Genomic DNA, 16,866 nt, shown 5'->3' on the forward strand with positions numbered 1-16,866 from the left:
GGGACTGTCAAAAACATGGATGTTTTTGCCAAGCCCCCAAGGATGGGTTTACGGCGTGTCCCGTAGGGGGCTGCCCGCCAGCCGACCCACTCGCAGGGATCAAGACGCTGCTCTAAGCGCCAACCCAAAAACGAAAATGCCGCCCAGACCGGGCGGCATTTCGCTTTTCAGCTTTCAGCAGAACAGACTCAGGTCAGATCAACCAGATTCGGAATGGCCACATCGGTAGCGACGTCCGCTTCGTAATCCACGCCGTCCACGCCGAACCCGAACAGGCGCAGGAAGTCGGCCTTGTAGCCGGCCAGGTCGCTGATCTCGTACAGGTTCTCGTTGGTGACCTGCGGCCACAGCGCCACCACTTCGGCCTGCACGTCCGGCGCCATTTCCTTGTAGTCCGCACGCAGGCGTCCGGCTTCGTCGACCAGCTCCACCGTGCGGCCATCGGCCAGCAGCTGGTGGCGCAGGCGCTCGACCGCCGCGCCGCTTTCCTTGCCGCCGTAGATGATGTCGTACAGCGTGTCGAGCTGCTCGATGCAGCCCTCGTGCGTGCCGCGCTCCTTCATCACCTTGAACAGCAGCGACAGGTACAACGGCATGGTCGGGATCGCCGAGCTGGCCTGGGTCACCACCGCCTTGAGCACCGACACGCGCGCGTCGCCGTTGATCGGCGCCAGCTTGGCGCGGATGCCCTGCACCTTCTGGTCCAGGTCCTTCTTGGCCGCACCGATCGAACCGTTCCAGTAGATCGCCTGGGTGATCTCTTCGCCCACGTAGGTGAAGGCCGTGGTGGTGGCGCCGTCGGCCAGTACGCCGGCTTCCAGCAGCGCGTCGATCCACATCTGCCAGTCTTCGCCGCCCATCACCGCCACCGTGCCGGCGATCTCTTCCGGCGTGGCCGGCTCGATCGTGGTTTCGGTGATCACTTCCTTGTCCGTATCCAGCCCGCGCAGCGTGATTGGCGCGCCGATCGGCTTGAGCGTGGAACTGATCACTTCGCCGGTCTTCGGGTGCTTGCGGCGCGGCGCCGCCAGGCTGTACACCACCTGGTCGACCTGGCCCAGGTCCTGCTTGATCAGCTCGATGACCTTGGCCTTGACCTCGTCCGAGAACGCATCGCCGTTCACGCTGCGCGCGTACAGGCCCGCCTGCTCGGCGTACTTCTGGAACGCGGCCGAGTTGTACCAGCCTGCCGTGCCCGGCTTGGTTTCGGTGCCCGGACGCTCGAAGAACACGCCCAGCGTGGCCGCACCGCTGCCGAACGCGGCGGTGATGCGCGCGGCCAGGCCATAACCGGTGGACGCACCCAGCACCAGCACCCGCTTGGGACCGTTCGGCACCTTCGGCTGGGCCTGGATGTAATCGATCTGCTGCTTGACGGCTGCGTCGCAGCCGACCGGATGGGTGGTGACGCAGATGAAGCCGCGCACACGCGGTTTGATGACCATGATGACCTCGATGGGAATGGTGGGCCTCGGGAACGGCCGCACGCAACCCGGGAATCGTAGTGCGCACGGCCAGACAGCACAACCGACGCACCGGTACGGTGGACATGAAAAAACCGCGCAGCGCGCGGTTTCTTCAGGTGCCACCGGAGTTGCCGGCCTGGGCCGGCAACCGTTACGGCCGGCGTTCCAGGGCTTCGACGTCCTTGGCCTTGGGCAGCAGGTCCTGCTTGCTCACGCGCAGGAAGCCGATGGTCAGCATCGGCACGGCCACCAGGATCGAGGACAGCACCACGATCACCGCACCCACCATGTGGGTTTCGGCCAGGCCTTCCAGCGAGGCGCCGCCGTACATGTACAGGGCGAGTGCCGACAGGAAGAACATCACCGCGGTGATCACCGTACGCGACAGCGTCTGGTTGATCGAGCGGTTCAGCACTTCCAGCGGGTCGGCACGCAGGCTGCGGAAGTTTTCGCGGACACGGTCGAAGACCACGATGATGTCGTTGATCGCAAAGCCCATCACCGACAACAGGCCGGCCAGCAGGTTCAGGTCGAACTCGCGGCCCATCAGCGACATGTAGGCCAGCGTCACCAGCAGGTCGAACAGGGCCACGATGCTGGCAGTGACCGCGAACTTCCATTCGAAGCGGAAGCCGATGTAGATCAGGAAGCCGGCCAGCATGAAGATCGTCGCGTACAGACCGTTCAACGCCAGGTCCTTGCCGATCTGCGGGCCCACGAACTCGTTGCGCAGGATCGTGGCCGGGTTCTCGCTGGTGGTGATCGCCTTGAGGACCGCGTCGCCGGTGGCCTTGTCTTCGGCGCTGGCCGCACCGGTACCCGGTGCGTGTTCGCCGTGCGGGGCCAGGCGGATCAGCACGTCGGTGTTGCCACCGAAGCTCTGCACCTGGGTGCCCTCGAAGCCATTGGCTTCCAGGCGCGAGCGGACCTCCTCGACGTCCATCTGGCGATCGAAGCGCGCTTCGATCAGGGTGCCACCGGTGAAGTCCAGTGCGAAGGTGAAGCCCTTGATGCCGATGATGGCAACCGAGGCCAGGAACAACGCGATCGTGACTGCCATGGCGACATGTCGCCAACGCATGAAGTCGATCTTGGTGTCGTTCGGGAGGATGTGCAGCGGAAACAGTTTCATTGTGCGTGTCGTCCCGTCAGATGGCCACGTTCTGGAGCTTCTTGCGACGGCCGTAGATCAGCGTCGCAAGTGCGCGCGATACGGTGATCGCGGTGAACATCGAGGCGAAGATACCGATGATCATCGTCAGGGCGAAGCCCTTCAGCGGACCGGTGCCGAAGGCGAACAGCGCCACACCGACGATCAGGCCGGTCAGGTTGGCGTCGAGGATGGTGCCGCTGGCGCGTTCATAACCGGTCACGATCGCGGTCTTGCCCGGCATGCCCGCACGCAGTTCCTCGCGGATGCGCTCGTTGATCAGCACGTTGGCGTCGACCGACAGGCCCACCGACAACGCCAGGCCGGCGAAGCCCGGCAGGGTCATGGTGGCACCGAACAGCGACATCACCGCCACCACGATCAGCAGGTTGAACAGCATCGCCACCGAGGTGATCAGGCCGAACATGCGGTAGTAGATGGTGAAGAAGACCAGGGTGAACATGAAGGCGTAGACCACCGCGGTGATGCCGCGCTCCACGTTCTCCGCACCCAGGCTCGGGCCGACCACGCGCTCTTCCACGAAGTCCATCGGCGCGGCAAGCGAGCCGGACTTCAGCAGCTTGGCGAGTTCTTCCGATTCCTTCTTCTCCAGGCCGGTGGTCTGGAAGTTCTTGCCGAACACGCCGTTGATGTTGGCCACCGAGATCACTTCCTCGTTGACGCGGAAGCTGCGCACTTCCTTGCCATCAACCATGGTCACGGTCGGCACGCGCTCGGTGTACACCACCGCCATCGGCTTGCCGACATTGGCACTGGTGAAATCGAACATGCGCTGGCCGCCGACGCTGTTGAGCGTCACGCTCACCGACGGGGTGCCGGTGGTGGCGTCGTTGACCGCCTGCGCGGCCACCATCTGGTCACCGGTCACGATCACGCGCTTGTTCAGCAGGATCGGGACGCCGCTGTCGCGACGCTTGTAGACCTTGGCTTCAGGCGGAATGCGGCCGGTGTCGATGGCGTCCTGCGCGTTGCCATCGACCACCGCGCGGTATTCGAGCGTTGCGGTCGCGCCGATCATGCGCTTGGCTTCGGCGGTGTCCTGCACGCCCGGCAGCTGCACGACCACGCGGTCGGCACCCTGGCGCTGGATGATCGGTTCGGCCACGCCCAGCTGGTTCACGCGGTTGCGCAGCGTGTTGATGTTCTGCTCGATCGCACCGTTGGTGATCTGGCTCAGCTCGGCGTCCGGCACGGTCACCGTCAGGCGCTTGCCGGACACGTCATAACCGAGAGTGGGCTGTGCCTTTACCAGCGCCAGCCGTGCACGCTCGGCGGCGGCATCGTCGGTCGACGGGCTCAGCGTGGCGACGATCGAATTGTCCGGGCGGCGCTCCACCGACTGGAACGGAACGCGCGCTTCGCGCAGCGTGCCGCGCACGTCTTCGGCGTAGGCATCCATGCGCTTGTCGATGGCCGCCTTCTGGTCCACCTGCAGCACGAAGTGCACGCCACCCTGCAGGTCCAGGCCCAGCACCATCGGGCGACCGCCCAGGCGCTGCAGCCAGTCCGGCACGGTCGAGGCCAGGTTCAGGGCCACCGTGTAGTTCTCGCCGACGCTGTCGCGCAGCCTGGCGCTGGCCGCCGCCTGCGCCTGCAGGTCCGGCAGGCGCACGATCAGGCTCTCGCCTTCCTTGTCCGCGCCGATGGTGTTGATCCCGGCCTGCTTCAGGTCGGCCAGCACGCGGGTGCGAAGGGCGTCATCGACCTGGCCGCCACGGTTGGCGGTGATCTGGACGGCGGGGTCCTTCTGGTAGATGTTGGGCAGCGCGTACAGCGCGCTGAGCGCCAGTACGATCAGGATGACGACGTACTTCCAGCGTGGAAATTCAAGCATTGCCAGGTTCCTGCGCGGCGCCAGTCCCGGCGCCGCGGTTGTGCTTCGGAAAGGGAGTGGCTTAGTTGGCCGACTTCAGGGTGCCGGTCGGCAGCACGTTGCCCACGGCGCCCTTCTGCACGCGGATGTTCACGTTGTCGGACACTTCGATGGTGACGAAGTTGTCGCCGATGGCCTTGACGGTGCCGGCGATGCCGCCGTTGGTCAGCACTTCGTCGCCGATCTTGATCTTCTCCAGCATCGCCTTGTGTTCCTTCTGGCGCTTCATCTGCGGGCGGATCATCAGGAAGTACATGATCGCGATCAGGATGATCGGGAACAGCAGCGTGGTCAGGCCCATGCCCTGCGGCTGGCCACCAGCGGCTTGGGCGTGGGCGGCGGGAATCAGGAAGGCGATCAGGTTCATGGTGTGTCCTTGGGTTGGGAGGCGCCCTACCCCTTATGGGGTCGGGTGTCGCCGCGAAACAGGGGTCAGCCGCGAAGTATGCCACGGCCCCGGGAGTTCGTCCTTGGGCCGTTTGGCAGGGTCCGCGCGCCGGATCGGGGCCGGGCCGGCCGCTTACAGCGGCGGCGTGGCCATGCCCCGGGCCGCATAGAAGGACTCGCGGAAGACCTCGAAGGTTCCCGCCGCGATGGCCGCGCGCATGTCGGCCATCAGCTTCTCGTAGTAATACAGGTTGTGGAGGGTGCCCAGCATCGGCGCCAGCATTTCGTTGCAGCGGTCCAGGTGGCGCAGGTACGAGCGGGTGTAGCCACTGGTGCAGGCATGGCAGCCGCAGCCCGGCTCGATGGTGTCCATGTCGCGCTCATAGCGGGCGTTGCGGATGCGCACGGTGCCGAACGAGGTGAAATAGTGGCCGTTGCGTGCGTTGCGGGTCGGCATCACGCAATCGAACATGTCCACGCCGCGGGCGACGCCTTCGACCAGGTCTTCCGGCCGGCCCACGCCCATCAGGTAACGCGGGCGGTCGGCGGGCAGGATCGGGTGCATGTGGTCGAGCATCGCGTTGCGCTCGTGCTCGGGCTCGCCCACGGCCAGGCCACCGATGGCGTAGCCGTCGAAGCCGATCTGCTGCAGACCTTCGGCCGAGCGGCTGCGCAGGTCGTGGTGGACCCCGCCCTGGACGATGCCGAACAGCGCCGCGTCATTGCCCAATTCGTCGTGCGCGTTGCGGCTGCGCTGGGCCCAGCGCAGGCTCAGCTCCATCGAGGTGCGCGCCACCGGCTCGGTGGCCGGGTACGGGGTGCACTCGTCGAAGATCATCACGATGTCCGAATCGAGCACCTTCTGGATCTTCATGCTCTCTTCCGGGCCCAGGAACACCCGGGCACCGTCGGTCGGCGAGGCGAAGGTGACGCCCTGTTCGGTGATCTTGCGGCGATGCGCCAGCGAAAACACCTGGAAACCACCGGAATCGGTCAGGATCGGCCCGTTCCAGCGCGCGAAGCCGTGCAGGCCGCCGTGGTCGGCGATCACGTCCAGGCCCGGGCGCAGGTACAGATGGAAGGTGTTGCCCAGGATGATCTCGGCGCCCAGGGCGCGGATCTGCTCCGGCAGGATGCCCTTGACCGTCCCATAGGTACCCACCGGCATGAAGGCCGGGGTTTCCACCGTCCCGCGCGGGAAGGTCAGGCGGCCACGGCGGGCGCGCCCGTCGGTGGTCTGGAGCTGGAACTGGAGTCGGGACATGGAGCGGGCATTCGGGCAAATAATTGCCGATTATCGCCGAAAACCGCCGCCGACGCGCTCAATCCGCCTGCGGGAACAACAACATGGCGTCGCCATAGCTGAAGAAGCGGTACTTTTCCTCGATCGCGGCGCGGTAGGCCTCGAACACCCGCGCCTGCCCGGCGAAGGCGGAAATCATCATCAGCAGCGTGCTTTCGGGCAGGTGGAAGTTGGTGACCATCGCGTCCACGCTGCGGATCCGGTAGCCCGGGGTGATGAAGATCTGGGTTTCGCCGGCATACGGCAGCAGCTCGCCGTCGCGCATGGCGCTTTCCAGCGCGCGCACCACGGTGGTACCCACGCCGATCACCCGGCCACCGGCGGCGCGCGTGCGGCGTACCTGCTGGACCAGTTCGGGCCCCACGTTCAGCCACTCGCGGTGCATCACGTGGTCCTTGAGGTCGTCGGCACGGACCGGCTGGAAGGTACCCGCGCCCACATGCAGGGTCACATGGCCGAAGCCCACGCCCTGCGCGGCCAGCGCGGCCAGCAGGCCTTCATCGAAGTGCAGGCCGGCCGTCGGTGCGGCCACCGCGCCCACTTCGCGCGCGAACACGGTCTGGTAGCGCTCGCGGTCGTCCAGCCCCGGCTCGCGCTGGATGTAGGGCGGCAATGGCAGCCTCCCCGCGTGGAGCAGCCACTGTTCCAGCGGCTCGGGCACGTGGAACCGCAGCACGTAGAATTCGCCATCGCGGCCCAGCACCTCGGCCTCGCCGCCGGCATCGAGCGCGATCCGGCTGCCTGGCTTCGGCGATTTGCTGGCGCCTACCTGGGCACGGGCCTGCTGCCCGCCCAGCAGGCGTTCGATCAGGATTTCCACCCGGCCTCCGCTGGCCTTCTGGCCGAACAGGCGGGCCGGGATCACCCGGGTATCGTTGAAGACCAGCAGGTCGCCGGCCTGCAGCAGCGACGGCAGGTCGCGCACCTGGCGGTGTTCGAACGCGGCCGGCGCCTGCGGCACCACCATCAGGCGGCTGGCCGAGCGCTCGGCGAGCGGGGCCTGGGCGATCAGTTCAGCGGGAAGGTCGTAATGGAAGTCGGACTTCTTCAAGGGAGCGCACGGCAACGTGTAGACAATGTCGGGCATTGTACGACTGGCCCCCGGTGGCAGCGCCAGAAGCGTTGAACGTCGCGCAAAATGCTGCTTTGCAACAGTTTTTTGCGGGGTTATCGCGCGAAAAACCGCGTGATAGCATCGAACCGGAAGTCTGATGCATGAGCCGCATTGCCCCAGGCGCGCGCCCCCGGTCGCGCGTTTTGCATTTGCGCCATGCCGCCAATCGTTTCAGGAGATCTGCAATGAGCTTCATCGAACGCCTTGCCCCCCTTCGCGCCCAGCCCGGCACCCGCCTCACCACCGGCCTGGATGACGCCACCCTTGAACGCCTGGCTGCCGGCCACCCGCAGCTGGTGGCAGCCGTTGACGCCGCCGCCGCCGAATTCGAGCGCGTCCGCGCCGACCTGGAGGAGGTGCTGGCGCTGGATGAGCGTGCCCAGATCGATGCGATGCAGGACGGCTTCGTCAATTTCTACGCCGATGACGCCGTGACCCCGTACGTCGCCCTCGCCGCCCGCGGCGCCTGGGTGGTGACCCTCAAGGGTGCGGTGCTGTACGACGCCGGCGGCTACGGCATGCTCGGCTTCGGGCATACCCCGGAGGCGGTACTGGAGGCGATGGCCGCCCCGCAGGTCATGGCCAACGTGATGACGCCGAGCCTGTCGCAGCAGCGCTTCATCAAGGCGCTGCGCGCCGAGATCGGACACCGCCGTGGCGGCTGCCCGTATGCGCGGTTCATGTGCCTGAACTCCGGCTCCGAAGCGGTCGGCCTGGCCGCGCGCATCGCCGATGTCAACGCCAAGCTGCAGACCGACCCGGGTGCGCGCCACGCCGGCGCGAAGATCAAGCGGGTGGTGGTCAAGGGCAGCTTCCACGGCCGTACCGACCGCCCCGGCCTGTACTCCGATTCCAGCCGCAGGACCTACCTGCAGCACCTGGCCAGCTACCGCGGCGAGGACACGGTGATCGCGATCGCGCCGTACGACGAGGAGGCCCTGAAGCGGGTCTTCGCCGAGGCCGAGCAGAACCACTGGTTCATCGAAGCGATCTTCCTGGAACCGGTGATGGGCGAAGGCGACCCGGGCCGTGCGGTGCCGCCGTCGTTCTATGCGCTGGCGCGTGAACTGACCCGCCAGCACGGCAGCCTGCTGCTGCTGGATTCGATCCAGGCCGGCCTGCGCGCGCACGGCGTGCTGTCGATCGTGGATTACCCCGGCTTCGAGGGCCTGGACGTGCCGGACATGGAGACCTATTCCAAGGCCCTGAACGCCGCGCAGTTCCCGCTGTCGGTGCTGGCGGTGACCGAGCATGCCGCGCAGCTGTACCGCAAGGGCATCTATGGCAACACGATGACCAGCAACCCGCGTGCGCTGGACGTGGCCTGCGCGACGCTGTCGTTGCTGACCCCGCAGGTGCGCGACAACATCCGCCAGCGCGGCGAAGAGGCCGTGCGCAAGCTGGAGCAGCTCAAGGCCGAGCTGGGCGGGCTGATCACCAAGGTGCAGGGCACGGGCCTGCTGTTCTCCTGCGAGCTGGCCCCGCAGTTCAAGTGCTACGGCACCCATTCCACCGAGGAATGGCTGCGCAACCATGGCATCAACGTGATCCATGGCGGCGAGAACTCGCTGCGCTTCACCCCGCATTTCGGGATGGACAGCGACGAACTGGACCTGCTCGTGAACCTGGTCGGCCGCGCGCTGAAAGAGGGCCCGCGCCGGGAACAATCGCAGGCCGCCTGACGCCCGTGCGAGAATGGGAGGTTTCCAGTGGAAACCTCCCCATGAAATCCATCTGTGTCTACTGCGGCTCCAACGCCGGCAGCAAGCCCATCTACACCGAACGTGCCATCGCACTGGGCGACCGCATCACCCGCGATGGCCTGCGCCTGGTCTACGGCGGCGGCAACGTCGGCCTGATGGGCACCGTCGCCAATGCGGTGCTGGCCGGCGGCGGAGAAGTCACCGGGGTGATCCCGCAGCAGCTGGCGGACTGGGAAGTAGCCCACCGCGGCCTGACCGAGCTGGAAATCGTCGGCTCCATGCATGAGCGCAAGTCGCGCATGTTCGAGCTGTCCGACGCGTTCGTGGCCCTGCCCGGCGGCTTCGGCACCATGGAAGAAATCTTCGAGATGCTCACCTGGCGCCAGCTCGGCATCGGCAACAAGCCGTGCGCCTTCCTGGACGTGGATGGCTTCTACGCGCCCCTGATCGGCATGATCGACCGCATGGTCGAAGAGCGCTTCCTGCACCCGGACCAGCGCGCGGACCTGTGGTACGGCTCGGACATCGACGCCATGCTGGACTGGATGCGCGCCTATGAGCCGGCGCAGGCCTCGAAGTGGATCGACGAGAAGCGCCGTACCGCGCTGATCAACCCGTAACGAAGGTATCCATCGGCGCGGGGCGACCCAGCAGGTAGCCCTGGCCGTAGTCACAGCCCAGCTGCAGCAGGGTCTGCCGCTGGGCCATGTTCTCGATGCCCTCGCCCACGGTTTCGATGCCCAGCGTGCGCGCCAGCGACAGCACGCCCTGCACCAGCGCGTAGGTGCTCTGCAGGTCCTGCCCATGCAGGCCGGCGATGAAGCTCTGGTCGATCTTGAGCGTGGAGATCGGGAAGCGGTGCAGGTAGGACAGCGCCGAGAAGCCGGTGCCGAAATCATCCAGCTGCACCAGCACGCCGCGTTCGCGCAGCGTCTGCAGGATCCGCAGGGTGCGCGGACCGTCGTCCAGCAGCGCCACCTCGGTGATTTCCAGCCGCAACCGGCGCGGGTCGGCACCCGCCGCTTCGATCAGGCCGAACAGGCGTGAGCTGAAATCGGCCGAACGGAAATGCCGCGGCGACACGTTCACCGACAGGTAGCCCTCGCCCCCACGTGCGAGCTGGCCAATCACGTCTTCGTAGAGCAGCCAGTCGACCTGCTCGATCAGCCCGCTTTCCTCGCCCAGGTCCAGGAACGCGCTGGGCAGCAGCAGCCCGCGCCGTTCGTGGCGCCAGCGCAACAGTGCTTCATAGCCCACCACCTGGCCGTCGGCCAGGCGCACGATCGGCTGGTAATACGGCAGGAAATCGCGGTTGTTGATCGCCCGGCGCAGGTCCGCTTCCAGGTCAAGGCTGCGCAGCGCCTCTTCGCGCATGGCTTCGTCGAACACCGCGAAGCGGTCCTTGCCCTGGGCCTTGGCCCGGTACATCGCCGCATCGGCGTCGCGCACCATTTCCTCGCCGTTGCGGTAGCGTGGGCTCCACATCGCGATGCCCAGGCTGCCGGAGGGGAACAGCTCGCGGCCCTGCACCCACATCGATTCTTCCAGGGCCATGAGCATCCGCTGCGAGAACTCGCGCGCCGAGGCCAGCCCCTGTTCGCATTCGAGCAGGATCGCGAATTCGTCGCCGCCCAGCCGCGCGACCACGTCATCGCTTCCCACCATCGAGACGATGCGCTTGGCCACTTCCACCAGCATCTGGTCGCCGGCGGCGTGGCCGATGCTGTCGTTGACCAGCTTGAATCGGTCCAGGTCCAGGAACAGCACGGCAAAGCGCAAGCCGTCGCGCGAACGTGCGCGGGCAATGGCATCTTCCAGCCGGTCCAGCAGGTGCGCGCGGTTCGGCAACCCGGTCAGCGCGTCATGCAGCGCCTGGTGGGTGAGCCGCTGTTCGGCGCGCAGGCGCTCGCCGATCTGGCCCAGCAGCTTGCCGTTGACGTCGGCCAGCTCGCGGGTGCGTTCCTCCACCCGTTTCTCCAGCTCGGCATGCGCGTTGCGCAGGCGCTCCTGGTCGCGCTGGCGGGCCAGCCCGTTGCCGATGTTCTGGGCCACGAAGGTGAGCAGGCGCTGGTCGTGGGCGGTGAAGCTGATCTCCGGCGAATAGCTCTGCACCACGATCACGCCGACCACGTCGTCATCGCTCAGCAGCGGCACCCCCAGCCAGCAGTGCGAACGTGCACCGAACTCGTTCACCGTGCCCGACGCGCGCAGTGCATCGATGTGCTCGCGCGAGGCCAGCAGCGGCTGCCGGTTGCGCACGATGTATTCGGTAAGGCCCTTGCTGAACGGTCGTGGCGCACGCGCCGGGTTGTACTCGTCCACCGAGTAGACGAACTCCAGGCCTTCGCCGGATTCATCGACCAGGGCGATGTAGAAATTTCGCGCATCGAGCAGCGTGCCCACCACCCCATGCACCTGCACGTAGAACTGGGCCAGGCTTTCAGCGCTCATCGCCATCTCGGCGATGTTGAACAAGGCCAGCTGCAGCTTCTCGGCGCGGCGGCGTTCGATCACCTCGTCCTGCAGGCTGTGGTTGGCCCGCTGCAGTTCCAGCGTGCGTCGCTCCACCTGGCGCTCCAGCTGCACCTGCGCCTGGCGCCGGTCCATCGCGGTGAGGATGTGCTGGGCCACGTAGCCCAGCAGCGTGCGGTCGGCTTCGTTGTAGCGCACCCGGTGTTCGTAGCTCTGCACCACGATCGCACCGCACACGCGACCCTCGCGCAGCATCGGCACGCCGAGCCAGTCCAGGCTCTCCGGCCCGCGGCTGGGGTCGTATTCGTCGCTCATCGCCGCCAGCAGTTCATTGGACGGCCCGCTCAGCGGCTGCCCATGGCGCAGCAGCGCGAAGGTCAGGCTGCGCGGCATTTCGTGTTCTTCGTAGCTGCGATCGGGATCGGCCACGAAGCTGTCGCGCTGGTCGGCGAAATACAGGAAGCGGATCCGGCGGCGTACGTCGTCGTACTCGACGATGTAGCAGTTCTGCGCGTACATCAGGGTATTGAGCACGCGATGGAAGTGCCGCAGCATCTCGGCCATTTCCAGATCGGCACCGGCCAGGTCGGCGATCTCGTACAGCGCCTGCTGCAACCGCTTTGACGTTTCCAGCGAACGGATCTGCTCACGTTGCCGGGCCAGCGCCAGGGCGTCCTGCAGGCCGGTGCGGGCCGCCGCCCACCAGGCGCCATGCGGCGCGGCGCCGTCGGGCAGCGCCACGCGGAGGGCGAGCTCGCCGCCCTGGTGCTGCCAGCGGTACAGCGCAGCGGTGTCCGGCGCTGGCGGCGTGCCCAGCAGCGCTTCCAGCAGCGCGTGCTCCGGTTGGGCCGACGGCGGGTGGCTGATGCAGCCCTCGCCCAGCGCGGCGTCGGACCAGCCCAAGGTGAGCTGCGCCCCCTCGGGCAGCAACGCGCACAGCGTCCGCGCAAGCGCGGTGGACACCACCGCGCCACGGTCCGGATGCCCCGAGGTCGTCACTACCTGGCTGGACAACATGTTCATCTCTTCTGGCACCGGAGAACCGGCACCTCCCCTGTACCCCGAGCATAACGCGCTCCCCGGGGGGCAATGGAAGCCCTTGACCCCATTGCCTGCCCTGGGCCGTTGTTCGCTGTGTCTTCCGCCCGGGTCCACCCTTGTGATTTCCGCTGCAGCCCCCGCTCCGCGCCGCTATGCGCAGGCCCATTCAGCGCTTACTCTGTGCGCCGTGGATGCCGCTGCCCTGCCAACCGATGAATCGCTGATGCTGGCCTGGGCCGGCGGCGACCTGCCTGCGTTCGAGGCCTTGTACGCCCGCCACCGCAACCGCCTGTACAGCTTCCTGCTGCGCCAGCTGCGCGATGCGGCGCTGGCCGACGAAATGTTCCAGGACGTGTGGCAGCGGGTGATCGCGGCGCGTGCCGGCTGGCAGCCCGAAGCGGCCTTCACCACCTGGCTGTTCCGCATTGCCCATAATCGGCTCAATGATCATTGGCGGGCGTCACGCCATCGCCCCACGGCGCCCGGCGATGCCGAGGAGCGTGTGGCGCGGATGAGCGACACCCGCACCCCGGAGAGCCAGCTCTCTGATTTCGAACAGCGGCGCCGGCTGCAGCTGGCCATGGAGCAGCTGCCCGATGACCAGCGAACGGTGCTGCAGCTGCGGCTGGAGCAGGAACTGAGCCTGGAGGAGATCGCGCAGATCACCGGTGTCGGCCGTGAAACGGTCAAATCGCGGCTGCGCTACGCGATGGACAAGCTGCGCGCGGAGTTGAGCCCATGAACCGCCCTGATCCACTGACGCCGGAAGAACGCGAGCTGGCCCGCCTGCTCGGTCGCCCTGCGCCGACGGCGCCGCCTGCGGCCGTGGACGAGGCGGTGCTGGCCGCCGCCCGCGCGGCGGTGCGCCCCGCCGCCGCCGCGGATGCCGCCGCGGCCGCCGCCCCGATGCGCAGCGCCACCCGCCCGCGCTCGCGCCTGCCTGCGGTGTTCGGCCTGGCGGCATCGTTGGTGTTCGCGGTGGGCATCGCCTGGCAGCTCAAACCCGAGGCGCCGCCGCCCGCTGCCCCGGTACCCGCGGCTGCGCAAGCTGCTGCGGATGCGCCTTCCGGTGACCCGGCAGCTGCCGGTGCAGACGCCGCTGCCGCAGCCACGGCTGAAGCCGCCGCGCCGGTGAGTGCCGAGCCGGCACCGCCCGCTGCCGCGGCGAAACCACGGGCCGCGCGCGCCGCGCCAGCGCCGAACGCCGTGCCAGCGCCCTTGCCGCCGCCTCCGCCCGCACCGCCGGTTGCGCTTCGGGCCGAGGCGCCCGCGCCGCCGGCTCCCATGGCGGCGCCGATGGCAGCGCCCAGTCCGCCCGATGCCAGCGTGCAGGCCGATCAAGCCTCCGCACTCGACCGCGTGGTGGTGACCAGCAGCCGCGTCGACGAATCACGTGAACGTGCGCAGGCCAAGGGCGCCCCGGGTGTCATGCGGCGCGCTGCACCGACCCCCGCTGCGGCGCCGGGGCACAGCCCGCTGTCGGCCAGCGCGATCACCGTGGCGGTGGATGCCGACGCAGCGTTGCCCCGCCGGCAGTGGATCAAGCGCATCCGCGAGCGCCGCGACGACCGCGACCTGGATACCGCGCGGGCCAGCCTGGAGCGTTACCTGCAGCAGTATCCGGAAGCGCGTATTCCCGAGGATCTGCGCGAGCTGCTCGACCCCCACTAGAATGGCGGGGATGCCCGATACACTCGCCACCGCCGTCAACCACAGCCTGGAAATCAAACACAGCCGTTTCGTCGCGCATGCCGCGCCGATCGGCTCTGCCGAAGACGCACTGGCGTTCCTGCAGCAGGTCGCGGTGCCCGACGCCACGCACAACTGCTGGGCCTACCGGCACGGCAACGAGTACCGTTCCAGCGACGACGGGGAACCGGCCGGCACCGCCGGCCGCCCGATCCTGGCGGCGATCGACGGCCAGGGCTTTGATCGCGTCATGGTGGTGGTGATCCGCTGGTACGGCGGCATCAAGCTGGGCGCGGGCGGGTTGGTGCGGGCGTATGGCGGCACTGCCGCCGAGTGCCTGCGCACCGCGCCACGGCTGCCGCTGGTGGCGTTGGCCGAGTTGACCGTGCAGGCCGCGTTCGAGGATCTGGGCGCGTTGCATGCCGCCCTGGCAGCGCACCTGGCCGAAAAACTGGACGAAACGTTCACCGCCTCGGGCGTGGAACTGCACGTCCGCCTTCCCGCCGATCAGGCCGACCCGTTGAAAACCCGCCTGCGCGACGCCACCCGTGATCGTATCCGCGTGCATCCGCGCACCGAACCAGGCCTTGTCCATGACTGAACCCTCTTCCGCACCGGAACCGGCGCTGCGCCGCCTTGGCAGCCTGGGCACGCTGTGGCCGTTCGTGCGCCGGCACGGTGGGCTGTTCTCGGCCTGGCTGGTGGCGCTTGCCGTCTCTTCCACCGCCACGCTGAGCCTGCCCCCGGCGGTGAAGCTGATGATCGACCACGGGTTCAGCGGCAACGGGCAGATCAACCGCGCGTTCGCCCTGCTGTTGCTGGTGGCGGTGGTGCTGGGGCTGGCCACGGCCGCGCGCTTCTTCTTCGTTTCGCTGCTGGGCGAGAAGGTGGTGGCCGACCTGCGCAGCCGCCTGTATGCGCACCTGATCTCACTGGGCGCCGGCTTCCACGACCGCAGCCGCAGCGGCGAGCTGGTCTCGCGGCTGACCGCCGACAGCGAGCTGCTGCGCAGCGTGATTGGTTCCACCATGTCGGTCGCCCTGCGCAGTAGCGTCACCGTGGTCGGCAGCCTAGTGATGCTGTTCGTGACCAGCCCGCGCCTGGCCGCATGGTCGCTGGTCGGCATTCCGCTCGCGGTGCTGCCGATCGTCATCGGGGCGCGGCGCGTGCGCGGCATTTCGCGCGCCAGCCAGGACCGCATCGCCGATGCCAACAGCCTGGCCGCCGAAACACTGGGCGCGGTGCGCACGGTGCAGGCGCACGCGCGCGAACCGTATGAACGCAACCGTTTCAATGAAGCACTGGCCGAATCGATCCGCGCCGCGCGGCGCCGCATCGGCGCGCAGTCGCTGGTGACGGCCACCGCCATCGTGCTGGTGTTCGGTGCCATCGTGGGCGTGCTGTGGCTGGGTGCGCATGACGTCAACGACGGCCGGATGACGGCCGGCACCCTGGGCCAGTTCGTACTGTACGCGCTGATCGGCGGTGGCTCGGTCGGTGCGCTGGCCGAAGTATGGAATGAACTGCAGCGCGCGTCCGGCGGCATGGGGCGCATCGCCGAGCTGCTGCACGAAGACATCGAAATCACCGCACCGACCGACCCGCTGCCGCTGCCCACCCCGCTGCGTGGCGAGATCCGCTTCCAGGACGTGGTCTTCCACTACCCGCAGCGGCCGGACACCGCGGCACTGGCCCATTTCGACCTGCACGTGCGCCCGGGTGAAACCGTGGCGCTGGTCGGGCCCTCGGGCGCTGGCAAGAGCACGGTGTTGTCGATGCTGCTGCGCTTCCATGATCCTGCGGCCGGCAGCGTGCTGGTGGATGGCGTGGACGTGCGCCGGGTCGATCCGGCGCAGCTGCGCGCACAGATGGCACTGGTGCCGCAGCAGCCCACGCTGTTTGCCAGCAGCGCGCTGGAGAACATCCGCTACGGCCGGCTGGAAGCCAGCAACGAGGAAGTGCAGCGTGCCGCGGAAGCCGCCGAAGCCGATGAGTTCCTGCAGGCGCTGCCCGATGGCTACCTGAGCGAGCTGGGCGAGCGCGGTGCGCGCCTGTCCGGCGGCCAGCAGCAGCGCATCGCGATCGCGCGTGCGCTGCTCAAGGACGCGCCGATCCTGTTGCTGGACGAGGCCACCAGCGCGCTGGACGCGCAAAGCGAGCGTGCGGTGCAGCAGGCGCTGGAGCGCCTGATGGCGGGGCGCACCACGCTGGTGATCGCGCACCGGCTGGCCACGGTGCTCAAGGCCGACCGCATCGTGGTCATGGACCACGGGCGGATCGTGGCGCAGGGCACCCACGCCGAGCTGCTGGCCGAAGGTGGACTGTACGCTGAACTGGCCAAGCTGCAGTTCATCGATTGATGACGCATCGATAACGCGGCAGGTTGCATGGTGGCAGCGCCCCACGAACCTGCTGCAGGAGGTGTTTGATGTCGTTCCGTCAGTTTCCCGCGATCGATGCCAATGGCGAAGACCATGTGGTCATCGAATTCAAGGACGAGGCCGGCGATACCGCTGCCGACCCGCACGTCCGTTACGAATTGGCCGATGGCCGTCACCTGGTGCGTGAGGGTCGGGTGTTCCGGACCAGCGGTGGCGAGCTCACCCTGACCATCTGACTGGTCAATTATTCGCCACCCATCTTGACA

14 protein-coding genes are annotated in these 16,866 nt (G+C 67.7%); 7 read left to right on the forward strand and 7 right to left on the reverse strand.

Annotation, left to right across the window (positions count from 1 at the left end):
• Positions 1 to 188: 188 nt before the first annotated feature.
• From fabV to queA, 6 genes are all read right to left on the reverse strand, one after another.
• Positions 189 to 1,445 carry an enoyl-ACP reductase FabV gene (gene fabV, locus KVS69_RS14815; protein ID WP_217538721.1) on the reverse strand — a complete coding sequence of 419 codons (1,257 nt, stop codon included), beginning with the start codon at positions 1,443 to 1,445 and terminating at the stop codon, positions 189 to 191.
• Between the two features lie 172 nt (positions 1,446 to 1,617).
• Positions 1,618 to 2,598: a protein translocase subunit SecF gene (secF, locus tag KVS69_RS14820; RefSeq protein WP_068851203.1), complete on the reverse strand. Its 981-nt coding sequence runs from the start codon at positions 2,596 to 2,598 to the stop codon at positions 1,618 to 1,620.
• A 16-nt stretch (positions 2,599 to 2,614) separates the two neighbouring features.
• Positions 2,615 to 4,471: a protein translocase subunit SecD gene (gene secD, locus KVS69_RS14825; RefSeq protein WP_068851200.1), complete on the reverse strand. Its 1,857-nt coding sequence runs from the start codon at positions 4,469 to 4,471 to the stop codon at positions 2,615 to 2,617.
• Positions 4,472 to 4,532: 61 nt separating this feature from the next.
• Positions 4,533 to 4,877: a preprotein translocase subunit YajC gene (gene yajC / locus KVS69_RS14830; RefSeq protein ID WP_068851197.1), complete on the reverse strand. Its 345-nt coding sequence runs from the start codon at positions 4,875 to 4,877 to the stop codon at positions 4,533 to 4,535.
• Between the two features lie 153 nt (positions 4,878 to 5,030).
• Positions 5,031 to 6,161 carry a tRNA guanosine(34) transglycosylase Tgt gene (gene tgt / locus KVS69_RS14835; protein WP_217538722.1) on the reverse strand — a complete coding sequence of 377 codons (1,131 nt, stop codon included), beginning with the start codon at positions 6,159 to 6,161 and terminating at the stop codon, positions 5,031 to 5,033.
• Between the two features lie 58 nt (positions 6,162 to 6,219).
• Positions 6,220 to 7,251 carry a tRNA preQ1(34) S-adenosylmethionine ribosyltransferase-isomerase QueA gene (queA, locus tag KVS69_RS14840; RefSeq protein WP_099047392.1) on the reverse strand — a complete coding sequence of 344 codons (1,032 nt, stop codon included), beginning with the start codon at positions 7,249 to 7,251 and terminating at the stop codon, positions 6,220 to 6,222.
• Positions 7,252 to 7,499: 248 nt separating this feature from the next.
• Between queA and KVS69_RS14845 the strand changes: the two genes are divergently transcribed.
• The gene (locus KVS69_RS14845) at positions 7,500 to 8,996 is read left to right on the forward strand and encodes an aminotransferase class III-fold pyridoxal phosphate-dependent enzyme (protein WP_217538723.1); all 1,497 of its coding nucleotides are present in this window, start codon (positions 7,500 to 7,502) and stop codon (positions 8,994 to 8,996) included.
• A 41-nt stretch (positions 8,997 to 9,037) separates the two neighbouring features.
• Complete coding sequence (locus tag KVS69_RS14850) at positions 9,038 to 9,637, forward strand: TIGR00730 family Rossman fold protein (protein WP_217538724.1); 600 nt, start codon at positions 9,038 to 9,040, stop codon at positions 9,635 to 9,637.
• Here KVS69_RS14850 and KVS69_RS14855 read toward each other — a convergent pair.
• Positions 9,627 to 12,512 (reverse strand): EAL domain-containing protein, encoded by a 2,886-nt coding sequence (locus KVS69_RS14855; protein ID WP_217538725.1) that lies wholly within the window; start codon positions 12,510 to 12,512, stop codon positions 9,627 to 9,629. The genes KVS69_RS14850 and KVS69_RS14855 overlap by 11 nt on opposite strands.
• A gap of 205 nt (positions 12,513 to 12,717) precedes the next feature.
• Here KVS69_RS14855 and KVS69_RS14860 point away from each other — a divergent pair, with 205 nt between their 5' ends.
• The 5 genes from KVS69_RS14860 (at position 12,718) to KVS69_RS14880 (ending at position 16,836) form a co-directional block, all read left to right on the forward strand.
• On the forward strand, positions 12,718 to 13,272 hold the full coding sequence (locus KVS69_RS14860; protein ID WP_068851180.1) for an RNA polymerase sigma factor: 555 nt from the start codon (positions 12,718 to 12,720) through the stop codon (positions 13,270 to 13,272).
• The gene (locus tag KVS69_RS14865) at positions 13,269 to 14,201 is read left to right on the forward strand and encodes a hypothetical protein (protein WP_217538726.1); all 933 of its coding nucleotides are present in this window, start codon (positions 13,269 to 13,271) and stop codon (positions 14,199 to 14,201) included. The genes KVS69_RS14860 and KVS69_RS14865 overlap by 4 nt, the downstream gene beginning before the upstream one ends.
• Before the next feature lie 10 nt (positions 14,202 to 14,211).
• The gene (locus tag KVS69_RS14870) at positions 14,212 to 14,820 is read left to right on the forward strand and encodes a YigZ family protein (protein ID WP_184123965.1); all 609 of its coding nucleotides are present in this window, start codon (positions 14,212 to 14,214) and stop codon (positions 14,818 to 14,820) included.
• The gene (locus KVS69_RS14875) at positions 14,813 to 16,579 is read left to right on the forward strand and encodes an ABC transporter transmembrane domain-containing protein (protein WP_068851174.1); all 1,767 of its coding nucleotides are present in this window, start codon (positions 14,813 to 14,815) and stop codon (positions 16,577 to 16,579) included. Before KVS69_RS14870 ends, KVS69_RS14875 begins: the two co-directional genes overlap by 8 nt.
• A 68-nt stretch (positions 16,580 to 16,647) precedes the next feature.
• The gene (locus KVS69_RS14880; RefSeq protein ID WP_093534349.1) at positions 16,648 to 16,836 is read left to right on the forward strand and encodes a hypothetical protein; all 189 of its coding nucleotides are present in this window, start codon (positions 16,648 to 16,650) and stop codon (positions 16,834 to 16,836) included.
• Positions 16,837 to 16,866 lie beyond the last annotated feature (30 nt).

Source organism: Stenotrophomonas sp. GbtcB23 (assembly GCF_019091045.1).
In the GTDB taxonomy this organism is placed as follows: domain Bacteria; phylum Pseudomonadota; class Gammaproteobacteria; order Xanthomonadales; family Xanthomonadaceae; genus Stenotrophomonas; species Stenotrophomonas rhizophila_A.